This is a genomic window from Bacillus sp. CH_70, assembly GCF_038007045.1.
Taxonomy (GTDB): Bacteria; Bacillota; Bacilli; order Bacillales; family Bacillaceae_G; genus Bacillus_A; species Bacillus_A cereus.
Genome location: NZ_JBBOWL010000001.1, coordinates 2902520 through 2923783 on the forward strand (window position 1 = coordinate 2902520; position 21264 = coordinate 2923783).

Sequence of the window (21264 nt, forward strand, 5' to 3'; positions counted from 1 at the left end):
ATTGCCATATATTAAAAATCTTAGCAATATATAAATCCTCATCAATCCGATGAGGTAGAGGTTGCGACTTTTAATAGTAAAACGGACGAGACACAGAGAATGTCAGCTGACTCCGTTTGAAAGGAAAAGTTGCCGAAGTTTATATTTCTTCTCTGGAAATATGAGCTGGGGCTGTCTCCGAAAGGAACAGAACTGTCACGTTTACAAAATTACCGTGTAAACGTGGGGTGCTATCTTAACGGAAGGGTATGATGGGGTGGTTATTTGTGAAACGTTCCGCCAAATTCCTTTGGCGGTTTTTTGTATTTTTCTCCCCCGCTCCTTCCTAACCTACAAGAAAAGGAGTGTTGAACATGAATAGCGCAACAAATCAATCTACCTCTAAAACGCAAACTACACAAGGACAAGGTGAATTAAAACGCGGATTAAAATCTCGTCACCTTACGATGATTTCTCTCGGTGGTACAATTGGTACCGGACTATTTCTTGCCAGCGGTGGTGTCATCCATACAGCTGGACCTGGTGGCGCATTAATTGCATACGCCGCAATTGGAATTATGGTTTATTTTTTAATGACAAGCTTAGCTGAACTTGCAGCTTACATGCCTGTTACTGGATCTTTTAGCACGTATGCAACAAAATTTGTTGATCCATCACTTGGCTTTGCACTTGGATGGAACTATTGGTATAACTGGGCAATTACGATTGCTGCTGAACTTGCAGCCGTAACATTAATTATGAAATTTTGGTTCCCAGATACCCCTTCTCTTATTTGGAGCGGATTATGTTTAGCTATTATTTTCCTTTTAAACTACTTATCTGTTAAAGGGTTTGGTGAATCTGAATATTGGTTCGCACTTATTAAAGTAGTTACGATTATTATCTTTTTAATTGTTGGTTTCATGATGATTTTTGGAATTATGGGCGGTGAAACGGTTGGATTTAAAAACTTCACTGTTGCAGATGCACCATTTAACGGCGGTATCATGGCAATTATCGGTGTGTTTATGGCAGCTGGTTTCTCATTCCAAGGTACTGAACTATTAGGAGTAGCTGCTGGTGAAACGTCTGATCCAGAACGTAATATCCCAAAAGCAATTCGTTCAATCTTTTGGCGTATTCTTTTATTCTATATCCTTGCGATTCTCGTTATCGGTTTATTAATTCCTTATACAACTGAAAGCCTTGCTGCAAGTGATGTTACAGTAAGTCCGTTTACACTTATTTTTGAAAAAGCGGGCGTTGCCTTTGCTGCTTCTGTTATGAACGCTGTTATTTTAACTGCTGTACTATCTGCTGGTAACTCTGGTATGTATGCATCAACTCGTATGCTTTGGGATTTAGCACGCCAAGGAAAAGCACCAAAGTTTCTTGGTAAATTAGATAGCCGCGGTGTACCTGTTAACGCGTTAATCGTAACGTCAATTGTTGGTAGTATTGCTTTCATTGCTTCTTTATTCGGTGATGGTGTTGTATACATTTGGTTATTAAACGCATCCGGAATGTCTGGTTTTATCGCATGGGTTGGAATTGCAATTAGTCATTACCGTTTCCGTAAAGCATATATCGCACAAGGAAAAGATTTAAATGACTTACCATATAGAGCAAAATGGTTCCCATTCGGTCCAATCTTCGCATTTACACTTTGTATCATCGTAATTTTAGGACAAAACTACGGCGCATTTATGGGTGAAGCAATTGATTGGAACGGTGTACTCGTTTCTTACATCGGTTTACCACTCTTCTTAGTACTATGGTTAGGTTATAAATTTACGAAAAAAACAAAAGTGATTCCACTTGATAAATGTGAACTAAAATAAAGTGAAACGAGCAAACAAATTTGTTTGCTCGTTTTTTGTTGCAAACCTCTTTACTTCCCTATTGCTCCTGTTTTTGCAATAATAAAGGAAATATAAATAAAGGTTGGGATACAATGAACATCCGCATTACTGATGAAGCAAAAGCAGCTATACATAGATTAGAACTTGAAGATAAAAAAATCGTTCGCATTAGAGGAACAATGACGAACTCTTGTAGTATTTTCGTTGATGTCGATTTAATTTGGGATACATATAACGCAGATGATGTTGTATATGAAGATGCAGAGCTTATCGTACAAATGGATTCATTCACGAAAGACTACACTGGTGATACGGTGAAACTTGATTATAAGACGACAGGTTTTAGTATTACGACTCCGAGTGAGACTTTGGTTTATGGATTGTCGATTAAAAAATAAAAATTGTTTTCATTTGACCACCGAGGTGAAAAAATGGGTAAATATGTTCCGTTAAAATTTTTATTTAATGAAGAATTAGCAGAAAAAATAGCTGATTCTATTTGTAAACACGATCCTTGTTTCTCTAAAAGCATCTTTGTAGATTCTGTAGCTTGTAAAGTTGAAAATTTAGAGTTAAAACAGCGTATTGAAGTAATTGCAGATGAATTACACAATGCTTTACAAAAAGATTTTAATGCCGCAATACATATATTACTGAAAACATTAGGACCAGAAAATACAACAGAAGTAGGCACATTTACAAATGGATATATGTACATGCCTGTTGCAAAATACGTTGAAAAATATGGGCTTAACGATTTTAAAATCTCGTTTAATGCAATGTATGAAATAACGAAAAGGAATACTGCTGAATATGCCATTCGGCCCTTTCTTGAAACATACCATGAAGATACACTAAACATATTACAACAGTGGATTCATGACGAAAACAGCCACATTAGGAGATTAGTTTCTGAAGGTACAAGACCAAGGCTTCCTTGGGCTAAAAAAATAGGAGCTCTAAAAGGTGATTTTAAGTACAATTTACAACTTCTTGAACCATTAATGAATGACCCTTCTAAATATGTTCAAAAATCTGTAGCCAATCATATTAACGATATTACGAAAGAAGATAAAGAACTCGTTTTTCAATGGTTACAGCAATTACGTGATAAACAGCATCCTATTAATCCTTGGATTATAAAACATGGGTTAAGAACAGTTATTAAAAATGGTACTTTACCAAAAGATTTTTGTTTTTGAGTATATTAAACAAAAACGCTATCTTTTCCTATGATTCTAGAAAAAGAATAGCGTTTTTTTACTCGTCCAGTATTTAGTAGGTATAACTTTTTATATTTCAAAAGACTTTTCTCTCTAAAAATATTTTTCATACAAATTTTCACATTCTAAAAAATCTATAAATTTCTTATAATGTGTCACTGTTCTTTCTAAAGCAATCATTAAAACAAAAATAAAATAAATTGCTTGGATTCCATTCATATAATTAAAGAGTGATTCAAATATATATACAATACTTGCAATCATAGAACAAAACCATAAATAAAACTTCATTTTCAGCTTTTTAATTTTTTGCTTAGTTGTCTTACAATACTGGCCATGAACTCTTATAAACAAATAAATTGCTGTATGTAAAATAATAATTGAAAATTGAAAACTTCGATTGTCCTCCGAACTAAATTCAGAAAAATCTATTTCTAATGAATGTAATACTATCCAAATAGAAAATAAAGATAGCAGAAATACATATAAAAAACCAATTAATAATTCAAAAATAAAGAGCCAAGGTTTATTTATAATTGAGTAAAATGGATTTAGATATTTTATGGTTAATAAAAATTTTCTCACTAAATCAGTAATAATAATTGATGTATTAGTTATATTCATATAGAAAAGTAATGTTATTGGAACTAATAACATTATAGTGATGCCCCAAACAGTAATCTTAATGCCTGATAAAAAGAAAACAGCTCCATAAATTATAACTGAAAAAATAAAAGTTGATACTGGAACAAACATTAAAAATGTAAAAGTTCTTATTAAGATTAAATCCCCTAAAAAATCTTTTATTATGGAAACGTGTATTTTTTCCTCCTTGTATTTTTTCACAGTATCAACTATTTCTTTCTCAGATAAAAGAAAACACTTCAATCTATTAAACATAAAAAAACCCCTTTATATTAAAAAGATTAAAATATATACCAAACTGTTATTAAAATTTCATAAAAATAATTGTAAATTTTGTATAAGCATTTTTTTCACTTTCAACTGTAATTAAGGCGTGATGTGCCTCTATAATAGCTTTGACAAGTGCCAATCCAATTCCGGTCGATCCGTGCTTTTTAGAACTACTTGATTTATAGAATCGTTCAAAAATATGAGGTAATTCTTCAGCTGAAATTCCCTCTCCAAAGTCTTGGATTACTAGTTCTGTATAGATTGGAGAATTTTTGGCCTGAATCATTATTTTACCACCGGGTTTAGAATGTTCGATTGCATTCTTCAACAGGTTTAACAAAGCTTCCTGCATCCATAATTTGTCGTGAATAACGACTATTTCTCTTGGTGCATTCCAATCAATCAAAATATTTTTATCACTTATCATGCTTTGCAAGCGATTTAGTACTTCCTCAGTCGTATCTACTAAATTCCCTGGCTCTTTATCAAACGAAATCGCTTTTGCATCAATTTTTGCTACTTTTAACAAATTCTGAATTAAGACATTCATTCTAGAAATCTGAATATCATTATTTTGTAGTAATTGAGCTTGTTGCTCTCGGGATAGTTTCTCATTTAACAACATTTCATTATAGATAGAAATAGTTGAAAGCGGTGTTTTTAACTGATGAGATATATCCTGCAACATTTCTCCTAAAAACCGTTTCTCTTCAAGCAAATCATGCATATTTTTTCTAATGATATCCCTCATTGAACGAAATGAAATCGCCAGTTTCGCGAAATCCCCCTCTTTATTTTCATTGATGACAACCGAGTAATCTCCCTCGATTATCTTTTTTGCAGCTCTAGTAAGCTGGCTAATCTTATTGAAAATAATTTTTTGTTGCATGTAGTTTGCAACAAAAAGTAAAAATCCAAAAGCAATCAATCCCCACATCATAAATTGATTGTGATTAATAATTAGATTATTTAAGTGAGGAAAAAATTTTGAATCCAAGTCTTCATATAATCCATATTGCTTTAGGATCTCTGTCCCTTTTTCCTGATATTTACTTGAGTGAGACGAATGACTTGATAAGACTTTCATAATTTCCGCTTCATTTTCTGGATTCTGCTCTACCAACCTAGCTGTAATTTCCCCCCATGTTGCAATAGAGTCTCTTTTCAAATGATCATAAAATAATTGTTGAATAATAAATTGGTAAATCACAAATATAGATAAAAGGACGGCTAGTATCGTCATATAGCTTTTTAACTCGGTATTTTTCATTATCTTGCTCACCCAATCACGTCCTTACTCCAACGATAACCATATCCTCTTTCGGTAACGATAAACTGTGGTTTTTGAGGATTGTCTTCAACTTTAGCTCTTAAACGCTTTATGTATACAGATAACGTGTTTTCATCAAAAAAAACATTTTCTCCTTCTGTTATTTGTTGTAGGAGTTCATCTCTTTTTAATGCTTTGTGAGAATTCTTCATGAAATTCAATAGCAGCTTGTATTCTAAATTCGTCAATGTAATACTTTCACAATTTTTATAAACCTTGACTAGGTTCGTATCGATTCTTATATTCTCAGATCTTAAAATTTGAGATGGCGTTTCTAGCGACGCTTGTTTACGCAATTGTACTTTCACTCTGGCCATGAGTTCCCTAACCCGAAAAGGTTTGGTTATATAATCATCACCGCCTATATCCAGCCCCATTACCACATTTGCTTCTTCATCTAGTGCAGTTAAGAAAATAATAATCGAATTCTCGTTTTTCTTTTTAAAATACAAACATAAGTCATAACCATTACCATCTGGTAGGCCGATATCAAGGATGGACAAATCAAATGTATTGTGAACAAACTGGTGTTTAGCTTCTTTTACACTGGACGCTCTAATCACCTCATAACCTTCATTTCTCAATGAAAATTCGATGGCTATGCCAAGAGCTTCATCATCTTCAACTAGTAATATTTTTTTATTCAAGTATGCCCTCTCCTTTTTTCCCCTAGCTTATACTCCAATTACAATAGCCTGGCTATAATCTAGCCAGGCTTATAATATTATTGTTCTCTAATATTATCAATAATATTATCTTGTTGAATTTTTTTCAATGGATTTAAGACTGATAAATAACTAATTATTAAAGCTGAAACAAACGTAATGATACAAGCCTCATAGGGAATCGTCCATGTCATTTTCAACATATCAGATATAGCTAAATATATAATATAAGACAATATACAGCCAAAAAAGATTCCTTGTAAACTTCCAGAAAAACCGTAAATCAAAGCTTCATAGGTAATCATTTTTTTCAAATCCTTTTGTGACATACCAATGGATTTCAAAGCGGCCAATTCTTTTCGTCTAGTCATGATACTTATAGTTATAGTATTGAGGATATTAACGCTACTAATTAAAGAAATGACTGTGATGAAACCATATGCAAGCACTTGTAAAGTAAGTTTTTCTTCTTTTTTTGTTTTATTTTCTTGATAATTATTTACGATTGTAATGGAATAGCTTTTTCCAATCGTGTTTTCTATTTCCTTTACTGTCGCGGAAGATTGAGTTACATCCTTTAATTTAGTTTCAAAGCTATTCTCCTTTTTTTCGTATACTTTAGATATATTTTCAAGTGATTTCAATTGATGCAAAACTTGTTCACTTTCAGCTAAATGATCTGGATTATTATCCACTATCTTAATTGTAATATCCGATTTAACAGATAACTTATCAAAAGATTTAGATGCAAATGCAACACTCATTAAATACGAGAAAGTAATAAATAACACACTACTTATAATAATTGATAAGATTGTAATGGTATAGCGATTTTTATTTCGCTTAACATTTTTCATAGCCATGCTCAAAGGAATAGATAAAGGTTTTTTCACCATGGAATTCTTTTGTTTTTTGATTTGTTCCTTTTTAATTGACAACCTGCTACTAATTGCCAACAAAGGGGAGATTTTCCCTGCAAAATAAGCTGGGTACAAGCTTGACGCTATTACAGAAAGCAAGGTAATAATCGAACTTATTAGTAAAATATTCCAATCAACATAAAATATTGAGACCGCTTTACTATTATCCATTAAAAGTGAAAAAGTGAACTGAAGAGAGGTAAGCGCTATTAGGCTGCATATAATTCCAATTGGTATAGCGATAACAGCCAGAAAAGTAGCTTCTCTCAGAACGATTTGTCTAATTTGCTTTCGTGTTGCACCAATGCTTCTCAACAAGCCAAACTGCCTCGTTCGTTCTACGACACTGATTTGAAAAGCGTTGTAAATCACAACAATTGTCGCTATCACAACAATGCTGATTGTAATAATTAGCGTAGCCATAATCGAATTATTGTAACCTGGTTTCTCTAATTGAATTAATTCATTACTTATATTAATATTATTTTCTCCGGAAAGGGTCTTGAGTCCCTCTAAAACCTCATTAAAGTTTGCTTTTGAGCTAATTCCAACTAATATTTTTCCTTCACCAGCGCTAAACTTACTCTTATAGGTTAGTAACCGTCCCACCTTATTTTCCTGTGTATATGTACTATCACTTAGAAAACCAACCAATTTGTATTTTTTTTCATTTAATTCGAATGAATCACCTATTTGAATATTTTCTTTTATATAAGGTAATACCCAGGGATCAACAGCAACTTCTTGATCATTAGATGGCAATCTGCCCTTAATAATACTGTATTTTAAAAATTCCAAGGCGTTATCATCAGCAAAATTCATTTGTACAGCAGCCTCTCCAACTTGGACTGTTTCTCCCTGTGACATTAAACCAAATGATTCAATTTGCGGGTTATATTTAATTTTTTTCAATATCGATTCATCGTAATTTAATACAACGGCATGAAAAGAATACCCTTGCCTCTTTTTCGTATTCTCGATTTGAGAAATCTGAGTACCGTTCATAAATAGGCCGATTGTAGAAATTAACGATACAGAGAGTACGATTCCTATCAAAGTTAAAATTGTTCGTTTCTTATTTCCCTTTAAGTATCTCCTGCTTAATTGTTTATAATTACCAATCAAGATTAGTTTCCTCCCGTCTTAGGCTTATTCGTGGATAGCCACTGATCGGAAATGATTTGGCCATCTTCAATTGTAATAATACGGTCAGAAGTTGATGCAATTTTTAAATCGTGAGTAATCAATACAATAGTTTGATTATATTTTTTTGCTGTCAATCTTAATAAATCCATGACTTCTTTTGTGTTTTGAGTATCCAGATTTCCTGTAGGTTCATCAGCTAAGATTAAATGTGGGCGATTTATAAGTGCCCTCCCAATCGAAACCCGTTGTTGCTGACCTCCTGATAATTCAGATGGTAAATGATTTCGTCTTTCATGAAGTCCCAGAATTTCAATAATTTCGTCCATATAAGGATTATCTACAGGTTCATTATCTAGTAAAGTGGGCAAAGCTATATTCTCTTGCACATTCAATACAGGAATTAAATTAAAGAACTGAAATATAAAACCAACTTTTCTTCTTCTAAATATCGAAAGTTCATTATCTGAATAATTATAAATATTGTTCTCTCCAATAAATACTTGTCCTGAACTCGGACGGTCCAATCCTCCCAAAATATGCAACAATGTACTTTTACCTGAGCCAGAAGCTCCTACGATTGAAACAAATTCCCCTTGCTGTATAGAAAGATTTATGCCCTTCAAAGCATCTACCCTACTATTTCCTTCACCATAACTTTTGACTACATTTTCTATTCTTACGATTTCCATTTATATCACCTTATTTTCATTTTAATTTAGTCTTGTACCTCTACAAAGTTTATTTTATTCTGATTATTCGAAGAGAGCTTATCAATCTGTTGTAAAACTTTGTCTACTTCTTGTTTGTTTTTATAATCAAAATTACGTTTTTGAAATTGAATCAATTTCATTATTGACTCTGATTCAGAAATTGTATTATAGTCTTGGTCGTTTAGAATAACAAGGTTCATTGGAACATACCCAATCCAAATTTGCTGTTTAACATACTGGGCAGATACCATCTTACCGTTCAAATTCAACTGGTTATTTTCAAAATTATCAACCGTTGAATTATCAACCGCATAAGAAAATAATAGATTCTGATCACTAGATACTTTATTTTTATCTTTCACCCTCTCAGAAATAATAGATGCTAAATTTGGATTTTTTCTAGCTCTTAGAAGTCCCTTATTAAATAATTTTACCGCGGTAGAACTATTAATAACTGCATATTCTGTAGTGTTGATTTCAAATTCTTCATTTGTATCATTTTGTTTCTTATCTTCTTCTGATAATGGAATCCTTTTTGTTGTTGTGACGTACTTTACCTTATAGTCTATTGATTGTTTAGTGTCATCTTTAAACTCTTGTTTAACTTTTTCTACGTCAGTTGCAGTACCACTAACTAGAATCCCATCGACTGGTTGTCCTGGACCTTGCACATAACGTTTTACTCCTAATCCTATTCCTATAAAAATAGCAATAACAACTGTATAACTTATAATTTTTTTCATTAGAATACTCCTTTAGTAAATGATTTATATCTGGATTATAGATGAGTTTTTTTCATAAGTTAATGACTTCTATCTAACTATGTGACTTCTAATCTTACAATTTTGTAAGATTAGTATTCCCCATGCTCAACAAGCTAAATTTATATAATAATAATCTTATACGTTATTATTCTCTTTTTTATTGAAACGGGTCGAATCACAGGCAATAACCCGACCTATAATGATTAATGTTACAGATAATAACTTAAGGCCCGTCTTATATATAATCTAAATCTTTAAAATAAACAAAGGATATTACTCCTAATACAGCACCAACTATCCCTAGCATCAAACCCTTATACTTTTGTATCAACATCTTATTCCTCTTTTCGTACAAATAAATTATTCCATATATAACAATACTAAATTATGGAATGTTTCCAAAGAATTAAAACGTTTTTATATTCAGTTTATACGTCTACTTCTTTACTTATCCCATAGATAAGTAAATCCAAAGGGATACAAAAACGTCACTTCTTTTATAAACAGTACGACTTTATTGTTACTTAATAGTAGTGAGAAATATCACATATCTCATAAAAGGGCTGGGCGGAAACTTAAGTTTACTAAATACCTTTTCTAAAGTTTGAGTGCACCCTTTTTCTGTACACTCCATCCAATCTTTCATCAAACAACTACCTTCTCCCATAATTTCAAAGGATTCCCACTCGATTATCCCGAATATATAAATTACTATTCTCACAAGGAGCGAATTTATATGAATCTATTCGAACACGAAACGTAAAACCGTTCCCCTTTTATAAGAGGTCCTCCTTTTTTCTTTTCTCACCATATCATTTACTTACAAAATAGGAGGATACAATTATGAAACGTGATCCATTATTTTTAACTTTATTAGAAAGTGCTAATACAAATTTTAGCGGTTGGGATTTTTCTTTTATTTCAGAAACGGGTCGAATGAAGAGTGAGCCTTTATCGTGGTCATATGGCAGTACAGCTTTCCAGCTTATGCAGCATGCAGAATCAATGCTCGATATGGGTACTGGCGGCGGAGAGTTTTTATCTATGTTACAACCGTTCCCGTCAACTATTTATGCTACTGAGGGCTACGCTCCAAACGTGCCAATTGCTCGAAAGAAATTAGAGTCTTTAGGGGTTACTGTTGTAGAGGTGAACGATGATACTTCATTGCCATTTCAAGATGGTCAGTTTAATCTAATCCTAAACCAACATGAATCATATGCTGCTTCTGAAGTAAAAAGAATCCTTTCTCCAAATGGAACATTTCTTACACAACAAATTGGCGGTCTCGATTGCGCGGAACTTAATGACCAATTTGACACACCACTAAATAGTGAATTTGCAAGTTGGTCGCTTGAAGCGGCATGTAATGAACTACAGGAAAACGGATTTACTATCTTAGAAGCAAAAGAAGAATTCCCTTTCCAACGCTTTTATGATATTGGCGCTATCGTCTATTATTTAAAAGCAATTCCGTGGCAAATTCCTGATTTCACTGTCGAAAGGTACTATGAGGAGTTATATCGTATACATGAGATTATCTTGCAAAAAGGATATTTTGATGTGAAGCAACATCGATTTATGATTAAGGCGATTCGTGACTAACGGAAAAGAGGTGGCAAAGCCACCTCTTTTTTGTTCCGTTTACGTATGTTCTCTACTCTTTCACCATAAGAAAAGTTATATCATACATATTACAATTATGACCAATGAATTGTATTTCTGAAACTTATAATCACCTCGCATATATAACGAGAGCAAAAACGTGATTTTTCACTTTCCTCTTCTATTGAGAAACAAGTTGTTTTTCATATCGCTTGTTCGCATCATCTTCTTTCAAACATGCAGTTGTGTAATGAATAATATTCCGGTTATCGTACGTGAATATATGTTTTAACTTATTTTCTTCTGTTAATACTGTCGGTAAGTATTTTGGTAAGTTGCTAACTACACCTCTATTATCACCATCTAATATCCAATCAATTTCTTTCCATTCTAATAATCCTTCAGCCGTACGTAATGGTGTATTCATTTGCATTCCATCTGGAAAATCAGCAACGAACACATACATTCCTTCACTAGCCTGGGGCTCATCTTTACCTTTAAAAACAACAGTCCCTTTATACGTTACACTTGAAAGTTCTATACCCGTTTCCTCAAACGTTTCTCTAATTATTCCTTCGTATGGCGTTTCATTCTCTTCTATTTTTCCTCCAACACCATTCCACATCCCCATATTCGGCTTTTTATTTCTATTTAATAGCAGTATTTTATCGCTTTTTCTAATAAAACAAATTGTGTATTTGTACATACGATCATTTCCTTTCATTTTCCACATGAGTTATTTGGCTTATTTTCAAGTAAAAACACTCGCCTTACAATTCCTTACTACATAATATATAGTACAACTTTCATGCGTAAACACTTTACGTCAAACGAGAGAATCCTTTTTAGAAAGGAGAATTTAAAATCGATAATATAAGCAATGAATTTCTAAACCAATATTACAACAGCCTCGTGTGGTTAAACGATACACACTGGTTTGGAGTTCCAATCTGTAAACTTCCCTCTGATCTCTTTTTGTATCAAGAAATTATTTATGAATTAAAGCCCGATTTAATTATTGAATGCGGGACTTTTCACGGTGGTAGTGCACTGTATTTAGCTTCTATGTTAGATTTAATTGGAAAAGGTCACGTACTTACTATCGATATAACTCCGCAGCCAAATCGGCCATCACATAATCGGATTACGTATTTAACAGCATCTTCTGTTTCTGTGCAGGCCATCCAAACAATAGTAAGTATGCGCAAACCTGATGATGTGATTTTAGTTATTTTAGATTCTGATCATAGTAAAGAGCATGTTTCCAAAGAACTCTTGCTATATAAATCTATCGTCACTACTGGCAGTTATATAATTGTAGAAGATACCTCCATTAACGGAAATCCGCTTCTTCCCGATTGGGGTCCTGGCCCAATGGAAGCTGTGGAAGAGTTTTTAACTAAAAACAATAACTTCATAATCGACGAGTCTAAACATAAATTTTTCATATCATTTAATCCAAAAGGTTTTTTAAAGAAAATAAAGTGAAACTTTAATAAGTGGGGTTTTGCTCATCCCCCACTTATTCTATCATTTTCATTTTTGAAAAAGGATAATATACGAATTCCACCTTGCCAATTATGTTATCTTCTTTAATATATCCTAAGCCATTGCGACTATCTCTACTTACTTCGCGGTTATCTCCCATTACAAATAACTTATTTGGTGGAATTTTTGTCTTTTGAAAGTTATAAAACACTTGTGTGTTGTTAAATAAATCTTTGTTCGTATATGGTTCTTCTTGCTTTTTATCGTTCACATATACCTTTCCGTTCGTTATGTTAATTACATCACCAGGAAGCCCTATTACACGTTTCACATAATATTTCGATTCATCCTCTTCTTTTATAATGACAATTTCTCCGTGTTGTAAATTAGAAAGACGTACTACCGCTTTATTTACAAATACGTAGTCTTCTTCATATAAAGTCGGCTGCATCGATTCCCCTTCCACCTTACATAAAGTAAAAGAATGGTAGCCTATGACTATCACCAATATAAATAGTATGTACTTTCCCCAGCCTCTCTTAATCTCCTTTTTCATATCCATTCCCACCTTATAAAGCGCTTTTTAACTCAAAAAATATATCACTGCACAATATGTTTCCATGCAGTGATACTATTTTTACTGTGCCTTGTTCGGTTGTTCTACTGGAATTGAATTTGTATTTGATCTATTTGTTTTTAATTCAAAATACGCATCCAAAATCTCTTTACCAATCGCAGAATTAATTCCTGATTTATCATCATTCACCCATGGTACAACAACTGAAAAAGCTACTTCCGGATCCGCCTCATATGGTGCATAACCGGCAAGAGTTAAATTATAACATTTTTTTCGGTTGTTGTTCTCATCTCTTCCAATATCACTTTCTCCACCATATACTGTCTCAGCTGTTCCTGTTTTTCCCGCTGGTTTATATGGTAGACCTTTAAATGTTCCGGTTCCGGTTCCGTCAGCTTCTTGAAAAACTCTTCTAAATCCTTCTTTTACATGATTAATGTACGAAGTTTCCATATCCACTCTATTTAATACAACTGGTTCAATCGACCGAACGACTTTTCCTGCATCCTCTGGTCTATTCGGTTGCTCTCTAACTTCTTGTACAATTTGTGGTTTCATTCGGTAACCGCCATTTGCAATGGTTGAAATATATTGCGCAAGCTGAAGCGGTGTATATGTATCATACTGTCCAATCGCGTAATCAAGTAAAAATCCGGGTATGTTATCAGTTCTACCTATTTGACCGATCGATTCATTTGGCAGGTCAATACCAGTCGACACACCTAGGCCAAATTGTCTAAAATAGTAGCGCATTTTATTAAATGTTTCTTGTTTAATATCTAATGGATTGTTTGGAACATAATTAATGCCTGCCATTTTTAAAGCTGTATTAAACATATAAACATTCGATGACACTTGCAAAGCTCTTAAATCATCAATATCCCCAAATTCTTTCCACGATTTCTTCGGCTTAGAACTTCCTTTAAAATACATTGGCGCATCAAAGAAGTGTGTATACGGCTTAATCGCTTCTGTTTGATATCCAGTTAATAAAGTAGCCCCTTTTACAGTTGACCCTAACTCATAAGAACTTGTCATCGTTCCTAATGCATAATCTTCTATTTGCATACCGCCATCTTTATTTACAATTTTCTTTCCTGCCATTGATAAAATTTGACCGTTTTTCGGATTCATCATTACTACGAACGCACGATCCATCATCGGCTCTGCAGCATGAAAGGCTCGTAAATTCTTTTCAAGGCTTCCCTCTACTCTTTTCTGTAAATCCATATCGACTGTTAACATCAAGTTATTTCCACTTTTTCCTTCAGTCACTTTTTCTGTTCGAACAATCTTCCCTGCTTTATCCATAATATTTTTAGACTGTTCTTTCGTTCCATGTAGTGCATCTTCGTATTGTTTTTCGATGTAACTTTTACCAATACGGTCGTTTCGATTATAATCACGAACTAAATAATAATCTAATTGTTCTCTTGGCAACCCTTCATTTTCATTAGAAACGCTACCTAGTATAGAGCGCAGTATTTTATCATTTGGGTATTCACGTTCCCAATCTACTGTTGTATCCACTCCCGGTAAACTTGCCAACCTTTCACTAACGACAGCATATTCATTTTCACTTACATCTTTTTTAACGATTTGCGGCGTCATTTTATATCCCGCATTCATTTTGCTTTTAATTACTAATACTTCTATATCTTCCTTTGAAAGCTCATTTAATTCTTCTTGTGTAATTCTTTCCCGGCGTAGTTCTTCTACTTTTTTATCTAACTCTTTTCCTTCTATTTCTTGCTTTCTAAATTTACTCTCATCTTCTTTCGTTACTTTCGCTGCTGCCCGCTTTTCATTTAACTGCATCCAAAAATCTTTTTTATCTGTCTCTGTTAACTTATCCATGTCCTCTTGCGACATTTCAATTAGCTTAGCTAAATCTCTTGCTACTTGTAAAACTTCTTTCGAGTCCACTCCTCTCATTTTCGTATATGTAACGGTTCGTAATGGTTTATTATTTACAATAACGTGACCTTGTCGATCAAACATTTTCCCTCTAGGAACGGGAGTACTTACCGTTACATCTTCCTTTTTGTTTACTTCATTTCTATACGTTTCTCCATCAATGATTTGTACTTTACCTAATTGAATTATAATAGCTGAAAATAAAAGAAAGACAATAAAAAATAGTACATTTAACCGAAATGGAATATGAGTCTTTTTCTTTTTCGATTGTTTTTTCTGCTCCTTTTTCTGTCTCATTTCGCTCCCTCGCTTCATTCTATTAACATTTCTACGCAAAATCATTATGTATCAAATTTATTTATATGATATATATAGAATTTTATATTAATTACTAAAGAAATAAAAGATTTAATTTTCAGTTTTTTAATTTTATAACCTATTTATTACCATTCCCCTTCATACGTCATAACATGAATTTTATTCAAACAAAAAACTGAGGTGTTCTCTATACACCTCAGTTTTTCATAAAAATAATAACTTATTTAACCGACGATAACCCTTCAACAAACTCACCAATCTTATTTTGAAAAACAAAATCAAAGTTATATTCCTGTCCTGTTAACTCTTCATTTACTAAAATAGTTGTTGCTCCCACTTCCCTCTTTGCAATTTGCGGGAATGAAGCGACAGGCTGTACTTTTAGTGATGTTCCCATAACGATAAGCACATCTGTTTCATATAAACGTTTGATAGCATTTTGATATTGCGGCAATGTATCTCCGTATAAAACAACGTCTGGATTTAAAATGAAATTACACTTCTCACAACGCGGTACTTCATGATCAATCATATACTGTAAATCATAGCCTGATTTACATTTTGGACAATGTGCTGTTTGAAGTGTTCCATGTAAATCGATGACATGCTTACTGCCACCTAATTGATGTAAACCGTCAATATTTTGCGTTAAAATCGTAATATCTTTCCCTTGTTCTTCTAGCGCAGCTAAAAAGCGATGTCCACGATTTGGTTTATATTGATGGAACGTATTAATTTGAAAGATTTCTTTATAATGCTTCCAAAACTCTTTCGGACTTCGATTATAATACCCTCTTGATAAATACATCTCCACATTCGCATCAGCATACAACCCATTTGCTGAACGAAAATCTGGAATACCACTTTCCGTACTTGCACCAGCGCCTGTTAATACTGTAATTTTCTTCGCTTTTTCTAAAATTGAACGTACTTTTTCAAATTGTTGCACAAAAATCACCTCTATGTATTTTCCTATTCTTATTATACCAGTTGTTTACAGGAGGTGTTGTACAATTCATTTTACTTAATGCGTTGCGCCCCCAACCTCTACAATATCTACTTCAACTGTCGTCGTTACTTCGATTGCCAATTCTATCCCCTTACGAATAGTAGAAAGTGACATACTTGGTTGACCTGAATACTTGCTCGCTTGTTCTGGTAAAAACGGTATATGAACAAATCCGCCTTTTATTTTCTGATCCTGTTTCTCTAGTTCATGCATGAGACCATAGAATAAATGATTACAAACGAACGTACCTGCTGTTTGTGAAACGGAAGCCGGTATACCTTCTTCTTGAAGTTTTTTTACAATTGCTTTCATCGGAAGTGTAGACCAATATGCAATCACTCCTTCTTCTACAACTGGTACATCTACCGGCTGATTGCCTTCATTATCAGCAATTCTTGCATCATCAATATTAATTGCAACACGTTCTATCGTAATATCTGGTCTGCCCCCAGCTTGTCCGATACATATAATAATTTCCGGCGCTAGTTCTTCTATATACTCTTTTAATACGCTTATTGATTTATGAAATACAGTTGGTACTTGTTTGCTTATTATCTTGTATTCTCCAATTGTTTTTTCATGCAAACCTTTTGCTACTTCCCAAGCTGGATTGATATTTTCTCCGCCAAACGGATCAAACCCTGTTAATAATACTGTTTTCATAGTTTTATCCTCCTAATTAGAAACGATATACAAGGCCGTACATAATAAACATATTTATGATAAAAATTGAAAGAGCAATTGGTACTTGCGCTTTAATAACCGCATTTTTATCCTTTAGCTCTAAAAGCATCGCAGGTACGATATTAAAGTTTGCTGCCATTGGTGTAAGCAGCGTTCCGCAATATCCAGCAAACATACCGAGTGCTGCCATAATTGCTGGGTTTCCGCCGTGCATTTGAACTATTAAAGGTAAGCCAATTCCGCCAGTAATAACAGCAAACGCTGCGAATGCATTTCCCATTACGACTGTAAATAGCATCATGCCTAAACAGTACGCCATAACAGCAACGAACGGATACTCTGTCGGTAGCACTTGTCCAACTAAGTCTGAAACAACTTGTCCAACGCCAGACTTCGCGAATATACCGCCAAGTGCTGCTAACATTTGTGGCAAAATAACAGCCCAGCCGACAGCTTGTAATAGTCTGCTTCCTTCTTGTACAGGCGTTGTTATTTTTGATTTTGTAATACGCATCGCCGCAACGAATGCGAGTAATGCACCAAGCGCTAATGCAACTAATGTTACTTTATCTGGATCAACAAGAGAGACATTTCCCCATTTAATTTTCCCTAACGTCAACGTACCGATAATTGTAAAAATAGGAATTAATAGTGCAGGCATAAAAATTTTATTTTTTAATTTCTCAGCATGTTTCACACGTTCTTGTACTGGAACTTCTTTTTCCTCTGATTTTGTTACTTTATTTAGTGAAGCTAAAACGACCATAGCGAGCACTATACAGCCAACGTAAAACGAAGGAATTACATTTCCGAATAAAAATGTAACTGCAAACAATGCCCAAAATAAACTAGAACCGAATCTGTTTGGATGTTCACGATCGAATGCGATACGAACAGCGATAAAAGCAACGATTATCCCTAATACATAATAGATTGTATCCATTGTGATGATGTTCATATTAAATTGCCTCCTTCTCTTCTTTTCCTTCTGCCTTCATTGTTTTCTCTATATATTTATCAAACCTTCTAAATCTAATCCAGCTTACAATAAGTGCAGATATTGCTGTCGGAATGCCCCAAAGTGCCATATCCCATACTCCGACATGCATACCTACTGAATCGAAGAATCCTTTCATTAATAAAATAGCTCCAGTTGCGATGAAAATATCTTCTCCGAAAAACCAAGCTGTATTTTCAGCAGCTGCTGCGTTTGCTTTAATCTTTTCTCTTAATTTTTCAGGAAGTTTACCGTATTTACCTTGCGCGGCCCCTTCTGCCATCGGTGCAACGAGCGGCCTTACTGTTTGCGCATGCCCACCAATATTAAGCCCTAGTGCTGCTGATGATTCTCTTATCGTAAAATATGACATTAATACTCTTCCAGTTGTTGCTCCTTTTGATTTCGTTATAAGTGCTTCTGCTCTTTCTTTTAAACCGTAACGCTCTAAAATTCCGATTACCGGTAAAGTTAATATAATTGGCATAGACATATATCTATTTTCTATGAAAAATTTACCGAACATGCTGATCACATCATAAAAACTTAATCCTGAAACCATACCAGTAACAATACCTGCAACCATAACTACTAAAAGTGTATTTAATCTAAATAAAAAGCCCACTGCAACAAGTAGTATTCCGATTAATTTAATCATCCCAGCACTTCCCCCTATTTTTTATTTCGGTGCACAAATAGAAATATCATCAAGTTTGAATGTTCTGTATATTCTTTCTGCAAATTGCACTGCTTTTTCCCCATCACCGTGTAAACAAATTGTTTGCGCCTGAACTGCTACTTTCTCTCCATTGACCGCATTTACATGGCCTTCTTTCACCATTTGAAGTACTTGCTTTATCGCTTCGTCTTCATCTTTTATAAGCGCATTTTCTTCTGTACGGCTCGTTAATGTACCATCTTGCTTATATGTACGATCCGCAAAAGCCTCTTGTACAAGAGTTACTTTGTATTTTTCTGCAGCCTGTATAAACGCCTCGCTATTTGCTAATCCATAAAGTAATAGACTTGGATTTATATGATAAATTGCCTTTGCAATTGCATCTGCAATTTCCGGATTAGACGCCGCCATATTATATAAGGCACCGTGCGGCTTTACATGCTGCATTTTCCCGCCTGCCGCTTTCACAAATGCGTCTAATGCGCCTGTTTGATATAGAACATAATCGTATACTTCACTTGCTGAAACATTCATGTTTCTTCTACCAAATCCAATTAAATCAGGAAATCCAGGATGCGCCCCTATTGCTACGTTATGCTCCAAAGCTTTTTCAACAGTTTGACGCATAATAGACGGATCACCCGCATGAAAACCGCAAGCAACGTTTATAGAGGAAACGAACGGAAGAATCTCATCATCATTCCCCATTTTATAAGCGCCAAAACTTTCTCCTAAATCACAGTTTAAATCGATTGTAGTCATAATGTATTCCTCCTAATTTCAGCTTCGTAAAGCGATGAATTTCTTTAATAAATTCATATTTACTTCTTGTTCTATGTACAATTGTTCCGCTTCTTCAAGCGTAATTTTCTCAAAAGAAACATAGTCCCCCGGCTTTAGCTGGGCAAGAAGAGGTAAATCTACTGAAATGATATTTCCCATTCTCGGATAGCCACCTGTCGTTTGCCTATCTGCCATTAATATAATCGGCTGTCCACCATTAGGAACTTGAATGGTTCCAAATGTAACAGGACTCGATAAAATCTCTTTTTCTTCAATCCTATTTAAAACTTCTCCCTCAACCCTATAGCCCATACGGTCAGCATAATTAGATACCTTATACTCTTTCGTAAAAAATGCCTTTCTACTTTCTTCTGTAAATTGATTATATTCAAAGTCAGCTATGACACGAAGCTTAGGATGTTTCTTATACTTTGGTAGTACGCTGTTGCTAATTGCCCACTTCGTTTTTATACACTCATCTTTTTGTAAGTCTTGAATGAAACGATTCGCCATTTCTGGTTGTGCACCAATTTGGAAGTAGTCACCCTTTTTCAGCATTCTTCCTTCTATACCACCAATCGCAGCACGTATGTACGTACTTTTGCTTCCCATTGTACGCTCAATATGTATACCACCCGCAAAAGTTACATACGCTCTGCAACCACTTTTCACTTTTCCAAAACAAAGCATACTACCTTCTTCCGCTAAAATGGGACGCCATAACGGGATACGTTCTCCATTCAATAACGGTTCCATATCTGCTCCGCCAATCGCAAGTAAAGTCGTTTTCTTTATTAACAATTTAGGTCCCATAATCGTCATTTCGAGTCCCGCTTCATTCTCCTCATTACCAACTAACATATTGATCATCCGAAGTGCACTTTGATCCATAGTCCCGCCAACTGGTACACCGTATTGTTGATAATAAGATCGCTCTAAATCTTGGACTGTTGTAAACATTCCTGCATGCAAAACCTCTACGTCCATTCTTTAGCCCCCTCAAGTGATACGTACTCTTCCTTCGTTATTGGGATAAATCGTAAATACATACCGCTTTGAATAAAGGTTGGTGTTTCTTCTTCCGGATTAAATAAGGAGATTGGTGTTCGACCAATAATATTCCATCCACCCGGTGTTTCCAGTGGATAAATACCTGTTTGATTTCCGCCGATTCCTACCGAACCAGGTGAGATTTGTAACCGCGGTATTTCTTTTCTAGGTGTTTCTAATTCTTTTGATAGTCCTCCTAAATACGGGAACCCTGGTGTAAAACCTAACATATATACAAAATATGTAGTTTCACTATGTATTCGAATCACATCTTCTACTTGTAAACCTTTATAATGTGCAACCTCTTCTAAATCAGGTCCATATTCTCCCCCGTAGCACACTGGTATAGAAATATGTTTCACATCCTGTTTTACTTCTTCTTTATAAGAATCACACAGCTCCTTTATATACTGGCGAACGTAATCATATGACCTTTCACTTCTCTCATTTCTCTTCCATACTTCGTATACATTGTAGTAAACAGCTAATGAAGTAAACGACGGAACGCACTCAATCATTCCTGCAAACGGATGTTGCTGCAGTGCTTGAAATAACCGCTGTACTTTCTCATATATATCCATCTTAATTTCTTCACCAAATGTAACAATAATTGCTTGATCCCCTAACGCAGAAAATTTCATCC

General features: G+C 34.3%; 21 protein-coding genes, 1 pseudogene and 1 riboswitch. Of the genes and pseudogenes, 5 read left to right on the forward strand and 17 right to left on the reverse strand.

Going from position 1 to position 21264, the window contains the following annotated elements; translation table 11 throughout:
* Positions 1-47: 47 nt before the first annotated feature.
* A riboswitch (Lysine riboswitch) is annotated at positions 48-241 on the forward strand.
* 112 nt (positions 242-353) lie between these two features.
* The 3 genes from N2V79_RS14780 (at position 354) to N2V79_RS14790 (ending at position 3043) form a co-directional block, all read left to right on the forward strand.
* Positions 354-1820 carry an amino acid permease gene (locus N2V79_RS14780; RefSeq protein ID WP_001083396.1) on the forward strand — a complete coding sequence of 489 codons (1467 nt, stop codon included), beginning with the start codon at positions 354-356 and terminating at the stop codon, positions 1818-1820.
* Positions 1821-1933: 113 nt separating this feature from the next.
* Complete coding sequence (locus N2V79_RS14785; RefSeq protein WP_001026167.1) at positions 1934-2239, forward strand: iron-sulfur cluster biosynthesis family protein; 306 nt, start codon at positions 1934-1936, stop codon at positions 2237-2239.
* 33 nt (positions 2240-2272) lie between these two features.
* Positions 2273-3043, forward strand: coding sequence for a DNA alkylation repair protein (locus N2V79_RS14790; protein WP_000521691.1), 771 nt, complete (start codon positions 2273-2275; stop codon positions 3041-3043).
* A 114-nt stretch (positions 3044-3157) separates the two neighbouring features.
* Here the strand turns inward: N2V79_RS14790 and N2V79_RS14795 are convergent, their stop codons facing one another.
* The 7 genes and pseudogenes from N2V79_RS14795 to N2V79_RS14825 form a co-directional block, all read right to left on the reverse strand.
* On the reverse strand, positions 3158-3964 hold the full coding sequence (locus N2V79_RS14795) for a hypothetical protein (protein WP_000483294.1): 807 nt from the start codon (positions 3962-3964) through the stop codon (positions 3158-3160).
* A 49-nt stretch (positions 3965-4013) separates the two neighbouring features.
* Positions 4014-5249 (reverse strand): HAMP domain-containing sensor histidine kinase, encoded by a 1236-nt coding sequence (locus N2V79_RS14800; RefSeq protein ID WP_000798888.1) that lies wholly within the window; start codon positions 5247-5249, stop codon positions 4014-4016.
* An 8-nt stretch (positions 5250-5257) separates the two neighbouring features.
* Positions 5258-5956 (reverse strand): response regulator transcription factor, encoded by a 699-nt coding sequence (locus N2V79_RS14805; protein ID WP_001035094.1) that lies wholly within the window; start codon positions 5954-5956, stop codon positions 5258-5260.
* A 77-nt stretch (positions 5957-6033) separates the two neighbouring features.
* The gene (locus N2V79_RS14810) at positions 6034-8019 is read right to left on the reverse strand and encodes an ABC transporter permease (protein WP_340719991.1); all 1986 of its coding nucleotides are present in this window, start codon (positions 8017-8019) and stop codon (positions 6034-6036) included.
* A gap of 2 nt (positions 8020-8021) precedes the next feature.
* The gene (locus tag N2V79_RS14815) at positions 8022-8729 is read right to left on the reverse strand and encodes an ABC transporter ATP-binding protein (protein WP_000407086.1); all 708 of its coding nucleotides are present in this window, start codon (positions 8727-8729) and stop codon (positions 8022-8024) included.
* Between the two features lie 26 nt (positions 8730-8755).
* Positions 8756-9493, reverse strand: a complete 738-nt coding sequence (locus N2V79_RS14820; RefSeq protein ID WP_340719992.1) for a lipoprotein BA_5634 family protein — start codon at positions 9491-9493, stop codon at positions 8756-8758.
* Between the two features lie 156 nt (positions 9494-9649).
* Positions 9650-9848 (reverse strand): annotated as a pseudogene (locus tag N2V79_RS14825) (hypothetical protein).
* A gap of 509 nt (positions 9849-10357) precedes the next feature.
* Here N2V79_RS14825 and N2V79_RS14830 point away from each other — a divergent pair.
* Complete coding sequence (locus N2V79_RS14830) at positions 10358-11119, forward strand: class I SAM-dependent methyltransferase (RefSeq protein ID WP_340719993.1); 762 nt, start codon at positions 10358-10360, stop codon at positions 11117-11119.
* A 181-nt stretch (positions 11120-11300) separates the two neighbouring features.
* On the opposite strand, the gene N2V79_RS14835 is transcribed toward N2V79_RS14830, so the two are convergent.
* Positions 11301-11825, reverse strand: a complete 525-nt coding sequence (locus N2V79_RS14835; protein WP_327905437.1) for an NUDIX hydrolase — start codon at positions 11823-11825, stop codon at positions 11301-11303.
* Positions 11826-11983: 158 nt separating this feature from the next.
* Between N2V79_RS14835 and N2V79_RS14840 the strand changes: the two genes are divergently transcribed.
* Positions 11984-12607, forward strand: coding sequence for a cephalosporin hydroxylase family protein (locus N2V79_RS14840; protein ID WP_276565647.1), 624 nt, complete (start codon positions 11984-11986; stop codon positions 12605-12607).
* Between the two features lie 34 nt (positions 12608-12641).
* Here N2V79_RS14840 and lepB read toward each other — a convergent pair whose 3' ends face one another.
* The 9 genes from lepB to pxpB all read right to left on the reverse strand — a co-directional run bounded on the left by lepB (position 12642) and on the right by pxpB (position 21262).
* Entirely contained in the window at positions 12642-13163 is a 522-nt protein-coding gene (lepB, locus tag N2V79_RS14845) for a signal peptidase I (protein WP_053564103.1), read from the reverse strand.
* Between the two features lie 81 nt (positions 13164-13244).
* Positions 13245-15398 (reverse strand): peptidoglycan D,D-transpeptidase FtsI family protein, encoded by a 2154-nt coding sequence (locus N2V79_RS14850; protein WP_340719994.1) that lies wholly within the window; start codon positions 15396-15398, stop codon positions 13245-13247.
* Between the two features lie 241 nt (positions 15399-15639).
* A complete protein-coding gene (locus N2V79_RS14855) occupies positions 15640-16368 on the reverse strand; it encodes an NAD-dependent protein deacylase (RefSeq protein ID WP_340719995.1) in 729 nt (242 codons plus the stop codon).
* A gap of 75 nt (positions 16369-16443) precedes the next feature.
* Entirely contained in the window at positions 16444-17091 is a 648-nt protein-coding gene (gene pcp, locus N2V79_RS14860; RefSeq protein WP_071731996.1) for a pyroglutamyl-peptidase I, read from the reverse strand.
* Positions 17092-17107: 16 nt separating this feature from the next.
* Positions 17108-18070 (reverse strand): DUF979 domain-containing protein, encoded by a 963-nt coding sequence (locus N2V79_RS14865; RefSeq protein WP_001021658.1) that lies wholly within the window; start codon positions 18068-18070, stop codon positions 17108-17110.
* Between the two features lies 1 nt (position 18071).
* Positions 18072-18767, reverse strand: a complete 696-nt coding sequence (locus N2V79_RS14870; protein ID WP_000593392.1) for a DUF969 domain-containing protein — start codon at positions 18765-18767, stop codon at positions 18072-18074.
* Positions 18768-18788: 21 nt separating this feature from the next.
* Positions 18789-19550, reverse strand: a complete 762-nt coding sequence (pxpA, locus tag N2V79_RS14875) for a 5-oxoprolinase subunit PxpA (RefSeq protein WP_265938252.1) — start codon at positions 19548-19550, stop codon at positions 18789-18791.
* Between the two features lie 18 nt (positions 19551-19568).
* Positions 19569-20558 (reverse strand): 5-oxoprolinase subunit C family protein, encoded by a 990-nt coding sequence (locus N2V79_RS14880; protein WP_340719996.1) that lies wholly within the window; start codon positions 20556-20558, stop codon positions 19569-19571.
* Positions 20549-21262 carry a 5-oxoprolinase subunit PxpB gene (gene pxpB / locus N2V79_RS14885; RefSeq protein ID WP_265938254.1) on the reverse strand — a complete coding sequence of 238 codons (714 nt, stop codon included), beginning with the start codon at positions 21260-21262 and terminating at the stop codon, positions 20549-20551. Before pxpB ends, N2V79_RS14880 begins: the two co-directional genes overlap by 10 nt.
* Positions 21263-21264: the final 2 nt, after the last annotated feature.

Bases quoted from the DNA above. Each gene is read 5' to 3' on its own strand.
- N2V79_RS14780 (WP_001083396.1), top strand. From the start codon at position 354: ATGAATAGCGCAACAAATCAATCTACCTCTAAAACGCAAACTACACAA.
- N2V79_RS14785 (WP_001026167.1), top strand. From the start codon at position 1,934: ATGAACATCCGCATTACTGATGAAGCAAAAGCAGCTATACATAGATTA.
- N2V79_RS14790 (WP_000521691.1), top strand. From the start codon at position 2,273: ATGGGTAAATATGTTCCGTTAAAATTTTTATTTAATGAAGAATTAGCA.
- N2V79_RS14795 (WP_000483294.1), bottom strand. From the start codon at position 3,964: ATGTTTAATAGATTGAAGTGTTTTCTTTTATCTGAGAAAGAAATAGTT.
- N2V79_RS14800 (WP_000798888.1), bottom strand. From the start codon at position 5,249: ATGAAAAATACCGAGTTAAAAAGCTATATGACGATACTAGCCGTCCTT.
- N2V79_RS14815 (WP_000407086.1), bottom strand. From the start codon at position 8,729: ATGGAAATCGTAAGAATAGAAAATGTAGTCAAAAGTTATGGTGAAGGA.
- N2V79_RS14820 (WP_340719992.1), bottom strand. From the start codon at position 9,493: ATGAAAAAAATTATAAGTTATACAGTTGTTATTGCTATTTTTATAGGA.
- N2V79_RS14830 (WP_340719993.1), top strand. From the start codon at position 10,358: ATGAAACGTGATCCATTATTTTTAACTTTATTAGAAAGTGCTAATACA.
- N2V79_RS14835 (WP_327905437.1), bottom strand. From the start codon at position 11,825: ATGTACAAATACACAATTTGTTTTATTAGAAAAAGCGATAAAATACTG.
- lepB (WP_053564103.1), bottom strand. From the start codon at position 13,163: ATGAAAAAGGAGATTAAGAGAGGCTGGGGAAAGTACATACTATTTATA.
- N2V79_RS14850 (WP_340719994.1), bottom strand. From the start codon at position 15,398: ATGAGACAGAAAAAGGAGCAGAAAAAACAATCGAAAAAGAAAAAGACT.
- pcp (WP_071731996.1), bottom strand. From the start codon at position 17,091: ATGAAAACAGTATTATTAACAGGGTTTGATCCGTTTGGCGGAGAAAAT.
- N2V79_RS14865 (WP_001021658.1), bottom strand. From the start codon at position 18,070: ATGAACATCATCACAATGGATACAATCTATTATGTATTAGGGATAATC.
- N2V79_RS14870 (WP_000593392.1), bottom strand. From the start codon at position 18,767: ATGATTAAATTAATCGGAATACTACTTGTTGCAGTGGGCTTTTTATTT.
- pxpA (WP_265938252.1), bottom strand. From the start codon at position 19,550: ATGACTACAATCGATTTAAACTGTGATTTAGGAGAAAGTTTTGGCGCT.
- N2V79_RS14880 (WP_340719996.1), bottom strand. From the start codon at position 20,558: ATGGACGTAGAGGTTTTGCATGCAGGAATGTTTACAACAGTCCAAGAT.
- pxpB (WP_265938254.1), bottom strand. From the start codon at position 21,262: ATGAAATTTTCTGCGTTAGGGGATCAAGCAATTATTGTTACATTTGGT.